Below are 17,002 nucleotides of genomic sequence, written 5' to 3'. Positions count from 1 at the left end.
CCCTTATCGGGCGGGCGACATTGGGAGTAATCGTCCATGCCGCGCTGACAGGACCGACATATCGGCGGTAATTGCGGCACGAAATGCCCGCTTCTGTGGAGAGAACCTGACGAGAACGTGGCAAAATTGCGATGTTGCATTATCGCAACGCCCGTTGCGGGCACCTATATAGTGGGAGGATGGTGTGAGTGGCGCCGCACGCCGCCCGGCCAGACGAAACGAAGTCGCTGAAATCCCTACAAATTTGTCAGCTATGAATGTTGCGGACGCTATTTTTAGCTGCAATTTTCCGACCGAAGTGGCATGAAATCGATTGAAGAATCTCGATAAGAAAGTGTTTACCGTGTTGAATGATCACGAGCCTCGCCTGCTTGCCAAATGTCCGGTTCTGGTAACCGGCGGCGCACGGCGCATTGGAAAGGCAATCGTCGAAGACCTTGCCGCCCATGGCTTCCCGGTCGCCATACACTGCAATCACTCCGTCGATGACGGCGCGGCCCTTGCCGCAGCCATAAACGAACAAGGCGGAAAGGCCTGTGTCGTGCGCGCCGACCTTGCCTCGGAAGCCGATGTCCGCAACCTTGTCCGGGATGCAGCGAAGCAGATCGGGCCGATCCGGCTTCTGGTCAACAATGCATCGCTGTTTGAAGACGACCGTATCGGGCAACTGGACATGGCGCTGTGGGACAAGCACTTTGCGATCCACCTCAAGGCGCCGGTCCTGCTGGCCGAGGAAATGGCGAATGCCCTGCCCGACGGCGAGGACGCGCTTGTCGTCAATGTAATCGACCAGCGCGTATGGAAGCTCAATCCGAACTTCTTTTCCTATACGCTTTCGAAGACGGCGCTGTGGAATGCCACCCGAACCATGGCGCAAGCGCTCGCGCCGCGAATCCGGGTCAATGCAATCGCGCCGGGCCCCACATTGCCGAGCGAACGGCAGAAGCCGGGTGATTTTGAACAGCAGGTCGGACAACTTCTTTTGCAGCGCGCGCCGGAATTGTCGGAATTTGGGCGTACTGTTCGCTATTTCTGGGAAAGCCGCTCCGTCACCGGCCAGATGATCGCCCTTGACGGCGGACAGCACCTGGCATGGGAAACCCCGGATATTGCAGGAATTACCGAATGACTGGAAACCGGAAGAACAATGAGGATGCTGTCGCCAACCTGCCGCCCGACGACGAGCAGGACGTGGCCGGTATCATCATTGGCGACGCGGAGACCGAAGAGGATGACGAGAGCGACGATATAGTCGAAGCTCCCGCATCGCCATCGGCTGCGGATTCCATCCAGTGGGATTCCTCCGATGGCCTGCCGGATATCGAAGGCCTGAGCGGGCAGGACATCATCAATGCTTTCGTGAAGCGCCTGCCGAACAATCCGGGCGTCTATCGCATGTTCAACAGCGATGGCGACGTGCTCTATGTCGGCAAGGCGCGCAATCTCAAGAAGCGCGTGTCCAACTATGCGCGCGGCATCGGCCATTCCAATCGCATAACGCGGATGATCCGCGAAACGGTGACGATGGAATTCGTCGTCACCCGCACCGAGACGGAAGCCCTGTTGCTGGAAGCCAATCTCATCAAGAGATTGCGTCCGCGCTTCAACGTGCTGATGCGCGACGACAAGTCGTTTCCTTATATTCTGCTGACCGGCGACCATCGGGCGCCCGGCATCTTCAAGCATCGCGGCGCCCGGTCGCGCAAGGGCGACTATTTCGGTCCCTTCGCTTCCGCAGGTGCCGTAGGCCGCACGATCAACGCGCTTCAGCGCGCCTTCCTGCTGCGAACCTGCACGGATTCGGTTTTTGAAACACGAACCCGCCCCTGCCTTCTCTATCAGATCAAGCGCTGTTCCGGCCCCTGCACGCATGAGATCAGCGACGCGGACTATGCCGAGCTGGTGAGCGAGGCCAAGGCGTTTCTTTCCGGCAAGAGCCAGTCGGTCAAGGATCATCTGTCAGCCGCGATGCAGGCCGCATCGGCGGACCTCGATTTCGAGCACGCAGCCGTTTACCGGGACCGTCTGGCGGCGCTCTCGCATGTCCAGTCGCATCAGGGCATCAATCCGCAGACGGTTGAAGAGGCAGACGTTTTCGCCATCCATCAGGAAGGCGGCATGACCTGCATTCAGGTCTTCTTCTTCCGCACCGGCCAGAACTGGGGCAATCGCGCCTATTTCCCGAAAGCCGACAGTTCGCTTGGTCCCGCGGAAGTTCTCGGTGCCTTCCTGTCGCAGTTCTATGACGACAAGCCATGCCCACGCCTCGTCCTGTTGTCCGAGACCGTGGAGGAACAATCGCTCATCGCCGAAGCGCTCTCGACGCGCGCCGGACACAAGGTGCAGGTCAACGTGCCGCAACGCGGCGAGAAGAAGGACCTTGTCGATCACGCGCTCACCAACGCGCGCGAGGCACTTGGGCGGCGGCTTGCCGAAACATCGTCGCAGGCCCGTCTTTTGCAGGGTATGGCCGAGACCTTCGGCCTGTCGCAGCCGCCGCGCCGGATCGAGGTCTATGATAACTCCCACATCATGGGCACGAACGCTGTCGGTGGCATGATCGTCGCCGGGCCGGAAGGCTTCGTCAAAAATCAGTATCGCAAGTTCAACATCCGCTCGACCGACATTACGCCGGGCGACGATTTCGGCATGATGCGAGAAGTGATCGAGCGGCGCTTCTCACGGCTGGTCAAGGAACACGGCACGCCGGAAGAACCGGCCGACGCCGAAGTAACGGATACGTTTCCAGCCTGGCCCGATGTCATCCTGATCGACGGCGGGCAAGGCCAGGTGGGCGCCGTGCGGCAAATTCTTGGCGAGCTTGGCATCAGCCATCTTGTCAATGCCATCGGCATCGCGAAGGGCGTTGACCGCGAAGCGGGACGCGAACGCTTCTTCGTGGAAGGCAAGCAGGCCTTCACGCTGCCGCCGCGCGATCCGGTGCTCTATTTCATCCAGCGTCTGCGCGACGAGGCCCACCGGTTCGCCATCGGCACGCACCGCGCCCGGCGCAAGAAGGAAATGGTCAGGAATCCGCTCGATGAAATCGCGGGAATCGGCCCGTCGCGCAAGCGTGCGCTCCTGCATCATTTCGGGACCGCAAAGGCGGTTTCGCGTGCTGCGGTCGAGGACCTCATGCAGATCGACGGCATTTCGGAAGCCATGGCGCGGACGATCCACGACCATTTCCGGGATCGATGACACAAACTTGTCCGGGAATCATCTACAAGCGTCATTAGAGCGCATCCTGAAAAGTGTGAAACGGTTTTCGGATAAGATGCGCGTTAAAACAAAGGATTAGAGCGCCGATCTGATCCAATCAGATCGAAACGCGCTCTAAGTCTCGGGCGAACATGTTAGCGGGAGTTGATTTTATGTCATATCCCTGTTGATGTGCGACTGACAAACATGCGGCGGAACGAATGCAGAAGAATCATACCCTCTCCCTACCCAATATCCTTACTTATGGCCGGATCATCGCCGTGCCTCTTGTGGTGTTGTGTTTCTTTATCGAGGGACGGCTGGAGTCGAGCGATTTCGCCCGCTGGACAGCTCTCGGATTGTTCGCCGTCGCCAGCATCACCGACTTTTTCGACGGCTATCTCGCCCGCATATGGAAACAGACATCGACCATCGGCCGCATGCTCGACCCGATCGCCGACAAGCTTCTCGTATCGGCCATCCTGCTGCTGCTCGCCGCTGACGGCACGATTGCCGGCTGGACGCTCTGGGCCGCCATCATCATCCTTTGCCGCGAAATCCTGGTTTCGGGCCTGCGCGAATATCTTGCCGAGCTGAAGGTCAGCGTGCCCGTTTCGCGCCTCGCCAAATGGAAGACGACCGCACAGATGATCGCGCTTGCATTCCTGCTGGCAGGCCCTGCCGGTGACAAGATCATGCCCTATGTAACGGAAACAGGCATTGTCCTGCTTTGGGTATCGGCCCTTTTGACGCTTTACACGGGCTGGGATTACTTTAAGGCGGGCCTGAAACACGTGATGGATTGATCCAGTGGCGGTAAAACTCGTCTATTTCGCATGGGTGCGCGAGAAAATTGGCAAGGGCGAGGAGACTATCGAACTCCCCTCACCCAAAACGACCGTCGGTGATCTCATCGGCCATCTGAAATCGCTTGGGCCGGAATATGATGCCGCTTTCGAGCATGAGCATGTCATTCGCGCCGCGATCAATCAGGAACATGCCGAGCATGATGAACTGGTGAATGACGGCGACGAAGTCGCGCTCTTTCCGCCCATGACGGGAGGATGAGATGAGCGGGCAAGCTCCATGCCCACTGTTCGTCGGCATAAGAAGCGAAGATTTCGACACGGCGGCGGAACTGCGCAAGCTCGAACAGGGGCGCACGGATATAGGCGCCATTGTCACCTTTACCGGTCTTTGCCGCGATGAAAGCGGCACGCTTTCCGCGCTGGAACTGGAGTACTATCCCGGCATGGCCGAAGCGGAAATCACCCGCATCGCCCGACAGGCCATCGCGCGCTGGCCGATAACCGCGCTTACGATCATTCACCGTTACGGGCTTATCAGGCCCGGCGAGAACATCGTTCTGGTGGCTGCGGCCTCGTCGCATCGCCACGCGGCTTTCGAGGCCGCGTCGTTCCTGATGGATTACATGAAAACCGATGCTCCGTTCTGGAAAAGGGAGCATCTCGCCGACGGTTCTGTCGGCGGATGGGTATCGTCCAAAGAGGAAGACGAGAAGATACGCGAACGCTGGAAACAGTCATGAACTTCCGATCAGGGGGGTCGCTATTGATCTCAATTTTTCATTTTAATCGCGAATTAACTATTTAACCCCCTAGAATAGTGGGTAATTTAGCTGGCGTGTTCTTGCGCCGCCACAATTTTCACACGAAGATTTCGCTATTGTCGATATCATGAATCAGATGCCGACAGGCGATGATGACAGACAGACTGGAATCCGCATCAGCGCCATCTGTCTTGCAACAAACAACGCATGCGGGAACGGAAGTTTCGGGCTTTAACGATGCGAAATGGATTGGCGAAAACCCTTTCAATTGCGGCGGCACTTGTGGTCGGCATTGGCGCGCTTGGCGGCGCTGCCTTGTTCCTGACCACCTCGATGCCGACAAGCAGCCTGGCGGCGGAAAAGACCGTCAGCGGCAAGGTCGTGTATCGCGAGCGGATCGCGCTGCCGCCGGAAGCAAGCCTGACGGTCCAGCTTTCCGACGTCTCGCTGGCCGACGCCCCCTCGAAGGTCATCGGCGAAACGCGGATCGAATCCGTTCAGGGATCGCCGATCCCGTTTGCCATCAATTTCGATATGGACCAGATCCAGCCCGGCCATAGCTATGCCTTGCAGGCGCGCATTTCGGCGGGCGACACGCTGTGGTTCGTCAATGACGAACGCTATGCGATCGATCCGGAAAACCCCGGCGAACCTGCGGAAATAAAGGTTGTGATGGTGCGCAAGAGCGGTGACGAAGGCGCTGCCATCGGCATCGAGGGCAAGGACTGGCTCGCGGAGGACATTCAAGGCGGCGGCGTGATCGACAATGCCCAGACAACCCTGACGGTTTCGACCGATGGCGCGGTCAGCGGGTCGGGCGGCTGCAACCGCTATTTCAGCAAGGCGACCGTGACCGGGGAAAATATTTCCTTCGCCGAGATCGGATCGACCTATGTCCAGTGCCCGCCTGCCCTCATGAACCAGGAACGCAAGTTCCTCGACGTGCTCGGCAAGACCCGGTCCTACAAGATCGATATGGGCAAGCTCGTTCTCTTCGACGACGAAGGGAAGGAAGTGGCAAGGCTCGCGCAGAGCCTTTGAAACCTGTTTCCACGCATCGCCCAGACAACAAAAAAGCCCGCCGGGAAGGCGGGCTTTTTCTTTATATTCTCGTTGGGATCAGCCGACGATTTCGGTGCCCGAGAACCAGTATGCGATTTCTTCCGCAGCGGTTTCCGGAGCGTCCGAACCGTGTACGGAGTTTTCGCCGATCGACAGGGCGAATTCCTTGCGGATGGTGCCTTCGTCAGCGTTTGCCGGGTTGGTCGCACCCATGACTTCGCGGTTCTTGGCGATGGCGTTTTCGCCTTCCAGAACCTGAACGACCGTCGGGCCGGAAGACATGAATTCGGTCAGTTCGCCGAAGAAAGGGCGATCCTTGTGAACAGCATAGAAGCCTTCAGCTTCACGCAGGCTCATCCAGACGCGCTTCGAAGCGACGACGCGCAGGCCAGCTGCTTCGAGCTTGGCGGTGATTGCGCCGGTCAGGTTGCGGCGGGTCGCATCGGGCTTGATCATGGAGAAGGTACGTTCGATTGCCATTATGACACCTTGTGCTGGAATTTTCAGAAAAGTGAGGCTCTATACCGTCGATAGGCCCGATTGCCAAGAGGCGAACCGATTAGCACCTTGAGACGACAGAAAATTGATTGCATAGATGATGCCGCGCCGATTCAGCCTCGCGGAAGCGGTGCCGACGGGTGGTCAGGGGGTTCTCGTGGAACAGCATTTTCAAATGTTCGCCTATTACAACCGATGGGCAAATGAACTGGTCTATGCCGCCGCTGCCCAGTTGAGCGACGAGGAATATAGGCTCGATCTCGGTCTCTTCTTCGGCTCCATCCATCGCACACTCAATCATCTGCTCGTCGCCGACCGCATCTGGATGAAACGCTTCACCACGGAAGGCGATCATCCGAAGACGCTTGATGCGATCATTTCCGACAATTTCATCATGCTGCGCGATCTGCGGCAGGCGGAAGACGCGCGCATATGCCGCTATGCGGACTGCCTCGACGCGCAGAAACTCGGCGGTCGCTTCAGCTATACTAAACTCAATGAAATGCGCACGATAAGCCAGCGGCTCATGCCGTCACTTGCCCATATGTTCAATCACCAGACGCACCATCGCGGACAGATTCATACCGCGTTTACCAGACTGGGAATGGAAGCGCCGTCGCTCGATCTCATGCATTTCCTGCGAACGGAAGGCGGGCGGCGTTTCGCCTGACTGATGTTGATACTTGCGGAAACGCTTCAAGCCGTGCAAAAGCGCTTTCATCATGCTTATCCTTGACGACATCTCCGTAAGAATTGCCGGACGCCTCCTGATCGACCACGCCAGCGTAACGCTGCCGGCGGGATCGAAGACGGGTTTCGTCGGCCGTAACGGCACCGGCAAATCCACGCTGTTTCGCGTCATCACGGGCGATCTCGCGCCGGAAACCGGCAGCATCTCGCTTCCGAAGAACACCCGTATCGGCCAGGTCGCGCAGGAAGCGCCCGGCACCGACGAAGCGCTGATCGAAATCGTCATGAAGGCGGACAAGGAGCGCGCGGCGCTTCTGGAGGAAGCGGCCACCGCGACCGATCCGCACCGCATTGCGGAAATTCACACCCGCCTTGCCGATATCAACGCTCACTCTGCGGAAGCGCGCGCCGGCGCCATCCTGTCCGGTCTCGGTTTCAGCGCGGAAGCGCAACGCCAGCCGGCATCGGCCTTTTCCGGCGGCTGGCGCATGCGCGTCGCACTGGCTGCGGTTCTCTTCGCCGAGCCGGACCTGTTGCTGCTCGACGAACCGACCAACTATCTCGACCTTGAAGGCGTGCTTTGGCTGGTCGATTATGTGAAGCGCTATCCATACACGGTCATCATCATCAGCCATGACCGCGATCTCCTGAACTCGGCCACGTCGTCGATCATGCATCTTGACCAGAAGAAGATCAGCTTCTGGCGCGGCAATTACGACCAGTTCGAGCGGCAGCGGCACGAGATGCTGGAATTGCAGCAGAAGGCCCATGCCAAGCAGGAAGCCCACCGCAAGCACATGGAATCCTTTGTGGAGCGTTTCCGCGCCAAGGCTAGCAAGGCCCGGCAGGCGCAATCCCGCATGAAGGCGCTGGAAAAGCTCAAGCCAATCGAGCTTTATGTGGAAAGCAATGTGCAGCCGTTCCGCTTCCCGGATGCGGAAAAGAAGGCCGCCTCACCGATCATCGCTCTGGACAACGCCGATGTGGGCTACGTGCCGGGCAAGCCGGTGCTGCGCAATGTGACGCTGCGCATCGACAATGACGACCGCATCGCGCTCCTCGGTTCCAACGGCAACGGCAAGTCGACGCTGGCCAAGCTGATTGCCGGTCGCCTGACGCCCGAAAAGGGCACGCTCACGGTTTCGCCCAATCTGAAGGTTGCCTTCTTCGCCCAGCACCAGCTTGACGATCTGGTTCCCGAGGACAACGCCATCGAGCACGTGCGCAAGCTGATGCCGACGGAACCCGAGGCCAAGGTCCGCGCGCGCGTTGCGCAGATGGGCCTTTCGACCGAAAAGATGCTGACACCAGCCAGGGATCTTTCCGGTGGTGAGAAAGCGCGCCTCCTGATGGGGCTTGCGACTTTTCACGGCCCGAACCTGCTCATCCTCGACGAACCGACCAACCATCTCGACATCGACAGCCGCGAAGAGCTTGTGCATGCGCTCAACGCTTTCAACGGCGCGGTGATCCTGATCGCCCACGACCGCCATCTGATCGAAGCGACGATGGAACGGCTGTGGCTGGTCCGCGAGGGCGGCGTGAAGACGTTTGAAGGCGATCTCGACGAGTACCGGCAGATCGTTCTGGCCGACGCCAAGGGAGAACCGGTTTCCGACCGCGACGACAACGCCAGGGTCAACAAGGCCGAGCAGCGAAAACTCGCCGCCCAGAAACGCGAGGCCATGGCGCCGCTGCAAAAAAAGATCAAGGAAACCGAAGCCTTGATCCAGAAGCTGCAGAAACAGATTCAAGTCTTCTCGTCACAGCTCGAAGACCCGGCTCTTTACGAGAAGGAGCCTCAAAAGGCGATCCGGATCAACAAGGAGATGAGCGATGCACGCTCTGCCCTTGCGGATGCAGAGGACAAATGGCTGGAACTCTCCACTGAATATGAAGAAGCGATGGCGGACTGATCCGCCACCGCTGGCATGTCATTGCGCTGCAGTGGCAATCACAGCACGAAGAAAACTATATAGACCAAACCGATGATCGACGCGCCAGCGATCCGCAGTGCCTTCGGCAACGGGCGCGGCGCGTACCGCACCGCAAGAACTGCGAGAATGGCGGTCAGGATCGGAAAAGCCACGAACATGGCCAGATAACCGCTCGATCCCTCAAAGGACGAACCGAACCAGCCCAGTTCCGCCATCGGGACGAGCGCGATAAAGGCGGCAAGTGCGGACAGCAGCAACAGCAGAATGCGGTCGAAAATCGCAGCGCCCATCTGCGCTTCCTCAGCCTTGAGGACGCAGGCGCGTGCGCATCAATGCATAAAGCCCGAAGGCACCGAGGATCAGGCCGATGGTCGTATAGACCTCGTTGGGCGTTTCCGCCCCTCGCCGCAACACCAGATCGGCCTTTGAAATCTGAAGCCCGTCTGTATTGCCCTGCACCAGACGAAATCCATAAAGCCCCGGAATGACGGGATCGATGTCCCCGGCACTCTGGCGCAGAACACTGCCATCCTGCGGGCGGTCCGTGTTGATGGAACCGGTAGTCGAGGCAAAGTCGAGCCCCTGCGAGAGAACCGGCTGTCCGTCGCGGCTGACGGCAAGCGTCACCGCCGAGCGCCGTTCCGCAGGCACATAACCCGGCAGAGGCGTGGCATCGATGAACACGCGCACCGGCCCATCAGCCGCCGACAGCCTGACTTCCTGAATCTTGAAACCGCTCTGCCGGTTTTCCAGCATGGTCCAGCGGCCAATTTCGCTGCCGGTGAAATGGCGCACATACCACGGATAGCCAATGGCAAGACCAAAGCCGGCGACGGCCATCAAGATGAATAGCGTCCTCATTACGCTTTGCGCTCCCAGCGGCGGTCTGGCGTCTGCTGCCAGTAAGTCAAATCGTGGTTCTCCGCCTTGAAATTTTTCCATTGCCCCCGGGCAATATCGAGTTGCTCCTGATCGTGCCCGTCGAACATGACGACAAGGCGTTCATAGGCGCCCGCCTGTTCCAGCCCGGCGCCTTCGACGAGAAAGCGCACCGTCGCGCCATTCGGATTGGCTTCACTGGTGGTCAGCAATACCGGCTGGTGTTCGGGATGAGGCTCCTTGTCGGTGCCATGCGCCACGAAGGACGTGTCGGAAAAGGTCCAGAGCAAGCCGTCAAGCGCATCGCGTCTTTCCTCGCTGACGGTCTGGATCGTGACGCGCCAGCCGCGCCCGAGCGACCGCTCGACCAAGCCGGGCAAGGCTTCATCGAGTGTCGATTCCGTCAGGTGATAGAAGAGGATTTCCGCCATGCACTATCCGTTTCGCGAACGGATGGAGAAACTGATACCGCTTCTCCACCCATCCCTTTGTTCCAAAAAGATTTTAGCTTTCGAAATGATCCCGGACAAGGCGGTCCAGCAGGCGAACGCCATAGCCGGAAGCCCATGTCTGGCTGTATTCGTTTGCTGGCGAACCCATGGCCGTTCCGGCAACGTCGAGATGCGCCCAAGGGGTCTCACCGACAAAGCGCTTGAGGAACTGTGCCGCCGTGATCGATCCGCCGTAACGGCCAGCGCTGTTCTTCATATCGGCGAATTTCGAATCGATCATCTTGTCGTATTCGGTGCCGAGCGGCAGGCGCCACAGCTTTTCACCCGTCGACTGACCCGCATCGTAAAGCTGGTCCGCAAGCTCGTCGTCGTTGGAGAAGAGACCGGCATGATACTGGCCGAGCGCGACCATGACCGCACCCGTGAGGGTGGCCAAGTTGATGATGAAGCGCGGCTTGAAACGGTCGTTCGTATAGTGCAGTGCGTCGGCGAGGACGAGACGGCCCTCCGCATCCGTATTGATGACTTCAATCGTCTGTCCGGACATGGAGGTAACGATGTCGCCCGGACGCTGGGCGTTGCCGTCGGGCATGTTTTCTACAAGGCCGATAACGCCGATGGCATTGACCTTCGCCTTGCGGCCAGCCAGGGCGCGCATCAATCCGGTGACGGCTGCCGCGCCTCCCATGTCGCCCTTCATGTCTTCCATGCCAGCGGCAGGCTTGATGGAAATGCCGCCCGTATCGAACACCACGCCCTTGCCGACGAACGCGACCGGCTTTTCCTTGCTCTTCGCGCCCTGCCATTCCATGACGACCAGACGCGGCGGGCGGACAGAGCCCTGCGCCACGCCGAGAAGCGCGCCCATGCCGAGCTTCTTCATTTCCTTTTCGCCGAGGACTTCGACCTTGACGCCAAGCTTTTCGAGCTTTTCGGCTTCCTGCGCGAACTCCACAGGCCCCAGAATATTGGCAGGCTCGTTGACGAGATTGCGCGCCTGGATAACGCCGTCCGCCACCGCTTCAGCGACTTCGAGGGCCCGCTTCGCAGTGTGGGCATCCGCGACGCAGATGTTGATCTTCGCGGCGTGTTTCGGATCGCCGTTTTCCTCATCGTTCTTGCGCGTCTTGTAGCGTTCGAACTTGTAGGAGCGCAGCATCATGCCCAGTGCCAGATCGGCAGCTTCATCACCGGCGATGGTGGTTTCAGGCAGTGCCAGCGTCACGGTTGCGCGCTCCGCCTTGCCGATTCGTGAAAATGCCGCGCCGCCGATCTTCAGCCAGTCGTCATTGCCAAGCTTGCCCGGCTCGCCGACGCCGACCAGAACGATCTTGTCGACACCGCTGGAAGTCGTCTCGATCGCTTCCGCCGTCTTGCCCAAAGCACCGGTGAACCCGGAAATTTCGGCAATACGCTTGATCTTGTCCGCACCGCCAGCAGCCGCGGCCGCCTCGTCCGCAAAGCCGCCGCCCTTGGCGACGAGGACGATGGACACGCCTCTTTCCGGTACTGCAAAATCGCTGAAAGAGATCGAAGGACGTTTAGACATGACAACTCCAAACCTGATGTCGATTTAAGAATGACACGATTGTGTCGCGACTTTTCCCCACTCATGTGAGACGAATATGGCGAAACAGCAAGAGTAGAACCAAGATTGTTCCAGTTTTAGGCCGAGGAAAACCGTGCAAGACACAATTGCGAGCCTGTCTTACCCGCTCCATGCAAAAACTGGTTGCCTTGAGCCGACTCATCGCTCATTAACGGGACCCGTTAACAGGAACACGAGAGCTGGCATCTTCGTGATGGTTTTAGTAATCTGTTAACCGCGTTTATTGGGTCAATCTTAGCCAAGCGTCATTAAGTTTAGTCATTGTCACGAGTGCCGCAGCCTTTTTCGGATGTGCGCTCCTTCAACGGAACCGGGATGTAGACTCCACCTATGCGATTGATCGAGTTGTACATCCTGCGCCGGGTGGCGATCATGTTCCTCGCAGTGCTTGGCGCTGCGGTCGGGATCACCTGGACCGTGCAGGTGCTCCAGCGCATCGACTTCCTGACCACAAGCGGCCAGACATTCCAGACGATCGTTCAGTTCAGTTCGCTGTTGATTCCATCGGCTATTCCGCTCGTGATGCCGTTTGCGCTGATCATTGCGATCACGCAGACGCTGTCCACCATGAACCAGGATTCGGAGCTGGTCGTCATCAATGCGTCCGGCGCACCGCGCAGCGCGGTCATGCGCCCGATCCTGATTCTTGCCGCCGTCATTTCCGTCGTGTCGTTTCTGGTCGCCAACTATGTCGATCCCTATGCGCGCATGAACATGCGCGCCATGATCGCCAATGCCAGCGCCGACCTCATGAATGTCATCGTTCAGGAAGGCAATTTCCGCAAACTTGCCGACAATCTCTATATCCAGGTGGCGGAACGACGCGCCGATGGCAGCATTGGCGGGCTTTTCATCGCCGATTCCCGCGATCCGGCGCTCGATCTCATCTATTATGCCGCCGATGGCGCGATTGCTTCGACGCCGACCGGCGACATGCTGCTGATGCAGAACGGCGAGGTGCAGCGCCGTGACGTGTCGGATGGCACGGTTTCGATCATCAAGTTCAATTCCTATGCGTTCGACCTCAGCCAGTTTGCCTCTGCCGGCGATGATTTCGTCATCTATGCCAAGGACCGTCCGCTTTCCTATCTGCTGAACCCGGACCCGAACGACCCGATCCTCCAGACGCGCCCGCTGCGCTACAAGGCCGAATTGCACCGGCGGCTGACGCAATGGCTCTATCCGGTTGTGTTTGCGATGATTGCGCTGGCGTTCGCAGGCGATTCCCGTTCGCATCGCGAAGCCCGCGTGTCGGCGTCCTTCTCGGCGATCAGCACCGCTCTTCTCGTCTATTGGGCAGGCTATTTCGCCTCCGACCGCGCCGACAAGGATGCAGGATACATCGTCCTCATGTATCTGGTCCCGGCTGCCGTTATTCTTGTGACGGGCTTCGCGCTCGCCACCGGGCGGCGGATCGGCCTGCCGGACAAATGGAACGACCGCATTCTCGACGGTTTCGACAGTTTGAGACGCCGGGGCTCGGCGCTCTATGCCCGCCTCACCGGACGTTCGCGCAATAATGCCGGAGGAAAGGCATGATCGGCTGGACGCTTGGGCGCTATTTCTTCATCCGCTATGTGCAGATCACCTTCTATTTTCTGCTCGGCATTTTCGCCTTGTCACTGCTTCTCGATTTCACCGAGAATGCGAGCAAGCTTTCAAACCTGCCGGACTATTCCGTGTGGGCGGCGCTCGGCCTTTCCGCCATGCGCGTGCCCTTCATCATGCAGCAGATGATCCCCTTCGTCGCCCTGTTCTCGGCAATGGCGACGCTCATTTCGCTCAACAGAAAATATGAGCTGGTCGTCGCACGCTCCGTCGGCGTATCGGCCTGGCAGTTCCTCCTGCCCGCCTGTTTCGGCGCGTTCCTGTTCGGCATCGCCACGATCTTCATTCTCAATCCGTTCGCCGCCTATGGCTTCGCCAAGGCCGATGAAATCGCATCGACATGGAAGACCGGCAAGGTTACCGACGTTTCCGCGCTGCGCGATCCATGGCTGCGCCAGAAGACCGATGAAGGCGAGACCATCATCGGCGCGAAAAGCATTCTGGATCAGGGCGCGACGCTGGCCGACGCGACTTTCATCCAGTTCGATGAGAAAAAGAACATCAGGGAACGTTTCGACGCGCGCAGGGCGCAGCTCAGGGACGGTCACTGGGAGCTTACCGACGTGACGCGATTCGCGCGCGGTGAAGAGCCACAGAAAATGGCGAGTTTCCAGATCGAGACGCAGCTGCGTCCCGAATATGTGGAAGAGAAGCTCGCGACGCCCGACACGATCCCGTTCACGCAGTTGCGCCACAAGATCGAGGTCGCGCGTTCCTTCGGCTACTCCGCAAACGCATTTGACATGCAATACCAGTCACTTCTGGCTTTGCCGGCATTGCTGATGGCGATGACTCTCATTGCTGCAACAGTGTCGTTGAAATTTGTGCGATTTGGTCAGTCAGGAGCTATGATTCTGGGTGGCGTTATCGCAGGCTTCATGCTTTATGTCGTTTCGGTGCTGGTGAAGGCATTCGGGAATGCGGGATTCGTTCCGCCATTCGTGGCTGCCTGGGTACCGGTTATTATCGCGACATTTTTTGGTGTCTCCTTTTTGTTGCATAAGGAGGATGGTTAGTGGGTTCGAGTAACGCCCGCATGGTATTGCCCCATTCGCTCTCACGCCTGACGCGCGGGACGGCCTTGGCGTGCGTCCTTGCTTTACCTTTCATTTCTGTCGCAGCCCTGCCCTCACCCGCATTGGCACAGGACGCTCTCGGCGCCAATTACCAGAGCGATCCGAATGCGCGCATGCTCCTGCAGGCCGACGAACTCGTCTATGATCGTGACGTTAATACCGTCACGGCTCAGGGCAAGGTGCGCATCGAATATGACGGCAATCATCTTGTCGCCGACAAGGTGACCTACAACCAGCAGACGCGGCGCATGACCGCGACGGGCAATGTCGAGATCGTCGAACGCGACGGCAACAAGATCTACTCCGACCATATGGACGTCACCGACAGTTTCCGCGACGGCTTCGTGAACGGCCTGCGCGTCGAGACGACGGATAACACCCGTTTCGCCGCCGAAAGTGCCGAACGCAGCAATGGCGAAATCACGACGTTCAACAACGGCGTCTATACGGCCTGCGAACCCTGCGCGAAAAATCCTGACAAGCCTGTTCTCTGGCAGATCAAGGCGCGCAAGATCATCTGGAACAGCACGACCAAGACGGTCCGCTTCGAACATGGCCGCTTTGAATTCTTCGGCATGCCACTTGCCTATTTCCCGGCATTCGAAATGGCCGACCCAACGGTGAAGCGCAAGAGCGGCTTCCTGTTTCCGGGCTTCTCCTACAAGGACGATCTGGGCGTCGGCATCAAGAATTCATATTTCTGGGCGCTCGCCCCGAATTACGACCTGACGCTTTCCACGACTGGCTACACCAAGCAGGGCTTCCTGACGGAAGCCGAATGGCGTCACCGCCTGGAAAACGGCACCTACAATCTTCGCATCGCGGGCATTCATCAGAACAAGCCGGGTGAGTTTGATGTCAACACCGTTGACCGCGAAGAAGACAATCGTGGCATGGTCGCCTCGAAGGGTGATTTCGAGCTGAATTCGCGCTGGCGCTTCGGTTGGGATGTGATGGCGCAGACCGACCGCAACTTCAGCCGTACCTACAGCATTGACGGTTATAATGCAGGCACGCAGGTCTCCAAGATTTATCTGCAGGGGATCAGCAATCGCAATTATTTCGACCTGAACTTCTATCGCTTCAATGTGCAGGAATCGCTGCTGTCGAACAATCCTAATGAGATGCACTCGAAGCAGCCGTGGGTATTCCCGAGCCTCGATTACTCCTACACATTGCCGGAACCGGTCTATGGCGGCGAGTTGAACTTCAATACCAATCTGCAGGTTCTCTATCGGCAGAATGCGAATTACGCCGGAAGGTTTATTAACGTTCTGGAAGATGGCCGTTGGGTTCAGCGACCCAATCCGTATCCCCGCGTTCCCGGCTTTGACGGTACCAATGCGCGCCTGACCACTGAAGCGGAATGGAAGCGCACTTTCATCACGCCTGCCGGTCTGGTCATCACGCCCCTGCTGGCACTGCGCGGTGATGCGATTGGCGCGAACACGAACTTCAACCTGACGGATGCCGGCTATACGGATGCGGTCGTGCGTTCGGAAGCGCTTCGCGCCATGGCGACAGCCGGGCTTGAACTGCGCTGGCCGATCCTGTTCTCGTCCACCAGCTCGACCCACATTATCGAGCCGATCGCGCAGCTTTATGTTCGCAACAACGAACGCTATGCGGGTGAGTTGCCGAATGAAGACGCCCAGAGCTTCGTCTTCGACGCGACCAACCTGTTCTCGCGCGACAAGTTCTCCGGTTATGACCGTGTTGAAGGTGGCACGCGCGCCAATCTCGGTCTGCGCTATTCGGGCAATTTCAACAATAGCGACTGGGCTCTTTACGCCCTCGGCGGCCAGTCGTTCCAGCTGGGTGGCGTCAATTCGTTTGGCACAAGCGACTTCCTGAATGTCGGCGCAGATTCCGGCTTGCAGGATGCACGCTCCGACTATGTTGCCATGATCGGCACGTCCAACTCGACGGGTCTCGCCCTCGCTGCCCGCGGACGCTTCGACAAGGACAGCTTCTCGGTTCGTCGCGGCGAACTTGAAGCCCAGCAGAGCTGGCAAAAGCTGACGATCTCCGCGCAATATGCCTATATCGCGCCTCAGCCTGCTTACGGATATAACGATCTCCGTCAGGAAGTCACGGGTGCGGCCACAGCGCGCATCAACACGAACTGGCGCGTTTTCGGTTCGGGCACCTATGATCTGGTTTCCGAAACGCTGGTGCGCGCATCGTCTGGCCTTGCCTATGATGACGAGTGCTTCACTTACTCGATGAATTACGTCCAGACCCGTAACCCGGGCGATGACAAGGCGTCCCATGGCGTCGGGTTCAATATTTCGCTGCGCACATTGGGTGATATAGGCAGCGGTAACCAGACATTCTAAACTTGAGGGACCGGAAGCGTTGGAAATGCTTCCGGTCTTTCCATTTCATTCGACAAAGAAATTTTACACTTCACAGCTTAA

Annotated in this window: 16 protein-coding genes; 11 read left to right on the top strand and 5 right to left on the bottom strand. The window is 58.5% G+C overall.

Annotated elements, in window-relative coordinates:
* The first annotated feature begins 313 nt into the window (after positions 1-313).
* The 6 genes from ABWW28_RS16535 to ABWW28_RS16510 all read left to right on the top strand — a co-directional run bounded on the left by ABWW28_RS16535 (position 314) and on the right by ABWW28_RS16510 (position 5,812).
* On the top strand, positions 314-1,129 hold the full coding sequence (locus ABWW28_RS16535; RefSeq protein ID WP_353391466.1) for an SDR family oxidoreductase: 816 nt from the start codon (positions 314-316) through the stop codon (positions 1,127-1,129).
* Positions 1,126-3,201: an excinuclease ABC subunit UvrC gene (uvrC, locus tag ABWW28_RS16530; protein WP_312968774.1), complete on the top strand. Its 2,076-nt coding sequence runs from the start codon at positions 1,126-1,128 to the stop codon at positions 3,199-3,201. Before ABWW28_RS16535 ends, uvrC begins: the two co-directional genes overlap by 4 nt.
* A 221-nt stretch (positions 3,202-3,422) precedes the next feature.
* Positions 3,423-4,007, top strand: coding sequence for a CDP-diacylglycerol--glycerol-3-phosphate 3-phosphatidyltransferase (pgsA, locus tag ABWW28_RS16525; RefSeq protein ID WP_006466426.1), 585 nt, complete (start codon positions 3,423-3,425; stop codon positions 4,005-4,007).
* Positions 4,008-4,011: 4 nt separating this feature from the next.
* Entirely contained in the window at positions 4,012-4,269 is a 258-nt protein-coding gene (gene moaD, locus ABWW28_RS16520) for a molybdopterin converting factor subunit 1 (RefSeq protein WP_006466425.1), read from the top strand.
* A gap of 1 nt (position 4,270) precedes the next feature.
* A complete protein-coding gene (locus ABWW28_RS16515) occupies positions 4,271-4,750 on the top strand; it encodes a molybdenum cofactor biosynthesis protein MoaE (RefSeq protein ID WP_006466424.1) in 480 nt (159 codons plus the stop codon).
* 258 nt (positions 4,751-5,008) lie between these two features.
* A complete protein-coding gene (locus ABWW28_RS16510; RefSeq protein ID WP_021587839.1) occupies positions 5,009-5,812 on the top strand; it encodes a YbaY family lipoprotein in 804 nt (267 codons plus the stop codon).
* 78 nt (positions 5,813-5,890) lie between these two features.
* Here ABWW28_RS16510 and ndk read toward each other — a convergent pair whose 3' ends face one another.
* Positions 5,891-6,313, bottom strand: a complete 423-nt coding sequence (gene ndk / locus ABWW28_RS16505; RefSeq protein WP_006466421.1) for a nucleoside-diphosphate kinase — start codon at positions 6,311-6,313, stop codon at positions 5,891-5,893.
* A 175-nt stretch (positions 6,314-6,488) separates the two neighbouring features.
* On the opposite strand from ndk, the gene ABWW28_RS16500 reads away from it, so the two are divergent.
* Entirely contained in the window at positions 6,489-7,001 is a 513-nt protein-coding gene (locus ABWW28_RS16500) for a DinB family protein (protein ID WP_353391592.1), read from the top strand.
* Positions 7,002-7,053: 52 nt separating this feature from the next.
* On the top strand, positions 7,054-8,937 hold the full coding sequence (locus tag ABWW28_RS16495; protein ID WP_006472351.1) for an ABC-F family ATP-binding cassette domain-containing protein: 1,884 nt from the start codon (positions 7,054-7,056) through the stop codon (positions 8,935-8,937).
* Between the two features lie 38 nt (positions 8,938-8,975).
* Here the strand turns inward: ABWW28_RS16495 and ABWW28_RS16490 are convergent, their stop codons facing one another.
* From ABWW28_RS16490 to ABWW28_RS16475, 4 genes are all read right to left on the bottom strand, one after another.
* The gene (locus ABWW28_RS16490) at positions 8,976-9,248 is read right to left on the bottom strand and encodes a hypothetical protein (RefSeq protein ID WP_006472350.1); all 273 of its coding nucleotides are present in this window, start codon (positions 9,246-9,248) and stop codon (positions 8,976-8,978) included.
* Positions 9,249-9,258: 10 nt separating this feature from the next.
* The gene (gene bspB / locus ABWW28_RS16485; protein WP_006472349.1) at positions 9,259-9,819 is read right to left on the bottom strand and encodes a type IV secretion system effector BspB; all 561 of its coding nucleotides are present in this window, start codon (positions 9,817-9,819) and stop codon (positions 9,259-9,261) included.
* Positions 9,819-10,268: a DNA polymerase III subunit chi gene (locus ABWW28_RS16480; RefSeq protein WP_006472348.1), complete on the bottom strand. Its 450-nt coding sequence runs from the start codon at positions 10,266-10,268 to the stop codon at positions 9,819-9,821. Before ABWW28_RS16480 ends, bspB begins: the two co-directional genes overlap by 1 nt.
* A gap of 73 nt (positions 10,269-10,341) precedes the next feature.
* Positions 10,342-11,838 (bottom strand): leucyl aminopeptidase, encoded by a 1,497-nt coding sequence (locus tag ABWW28_RS16475; protein ID WP_353391461.1) that lies wholly within the window; start codon positions 11,836-11,838, stop codon positions 10,342-10,344.
* Between the two features lie 390 nt (positions 11,839-12,228).
* On the opposite strand from ABWW28_RS16475, the gene lptF reads away from it, so the two are divergent.
* Genes lptF through ABWW28_RS16460 form a run of 3 tightly spaced genes read left to right on the top strand, consistent with a single transcriptional unit; the run spans position 12,229 to position 16,921 of the window.
* Positions 12,229-13,437, top strand: a complete 1,209-nt coding sequence (lptF, locus tag ABWW28_RS16470; protein ID WP_006466415.1) for an LPS export ABC transporter permease LptF — start codon at positions 12,229-12,231, stop codon at positions 13,435-13,437.
* Entirely contained in the window at positions 13,434-14,522 is a 1,089-nt protein-coding gene (gene lptG, locus ABWW28_RS16465) for an LPS export ABC transporter permease LptG (RefSeq protein WP_006472346.1), read from the top strand. Before lptF ends, lptG begins: the two co-directional genes overlap by 4 nt.
* Positions 14,523-14,542: 20 nt before the next feature.
* On the top strand, positions 14,543-16,921 hold the full coding sequence (locus tag ABWW28_RS16460; RefSeq protein ID WP_039852466.1) for an LPS-assembly protein LptD: 2,379 nt from the start codon (positions 14,543-14,545) through the stop codon (positions 16,919-16,921).
* The last annotated feature ends 81 nt before the right edge of the window (positions 16,922-17,002 follow it).

The organism is Brucella sp. NBRC 14130 (assembly GCF_040371715.1).
GTDB classification, from domain to species: Bacteria; Pseudomonadota; Alphaproteobacteria; order Rhizobiales; family Rhizobiaceae; genus Brucella; species Brucella intermedia.
This window is presented reverse-complemented; position numbering and strand designations above follow the sequence as displayed.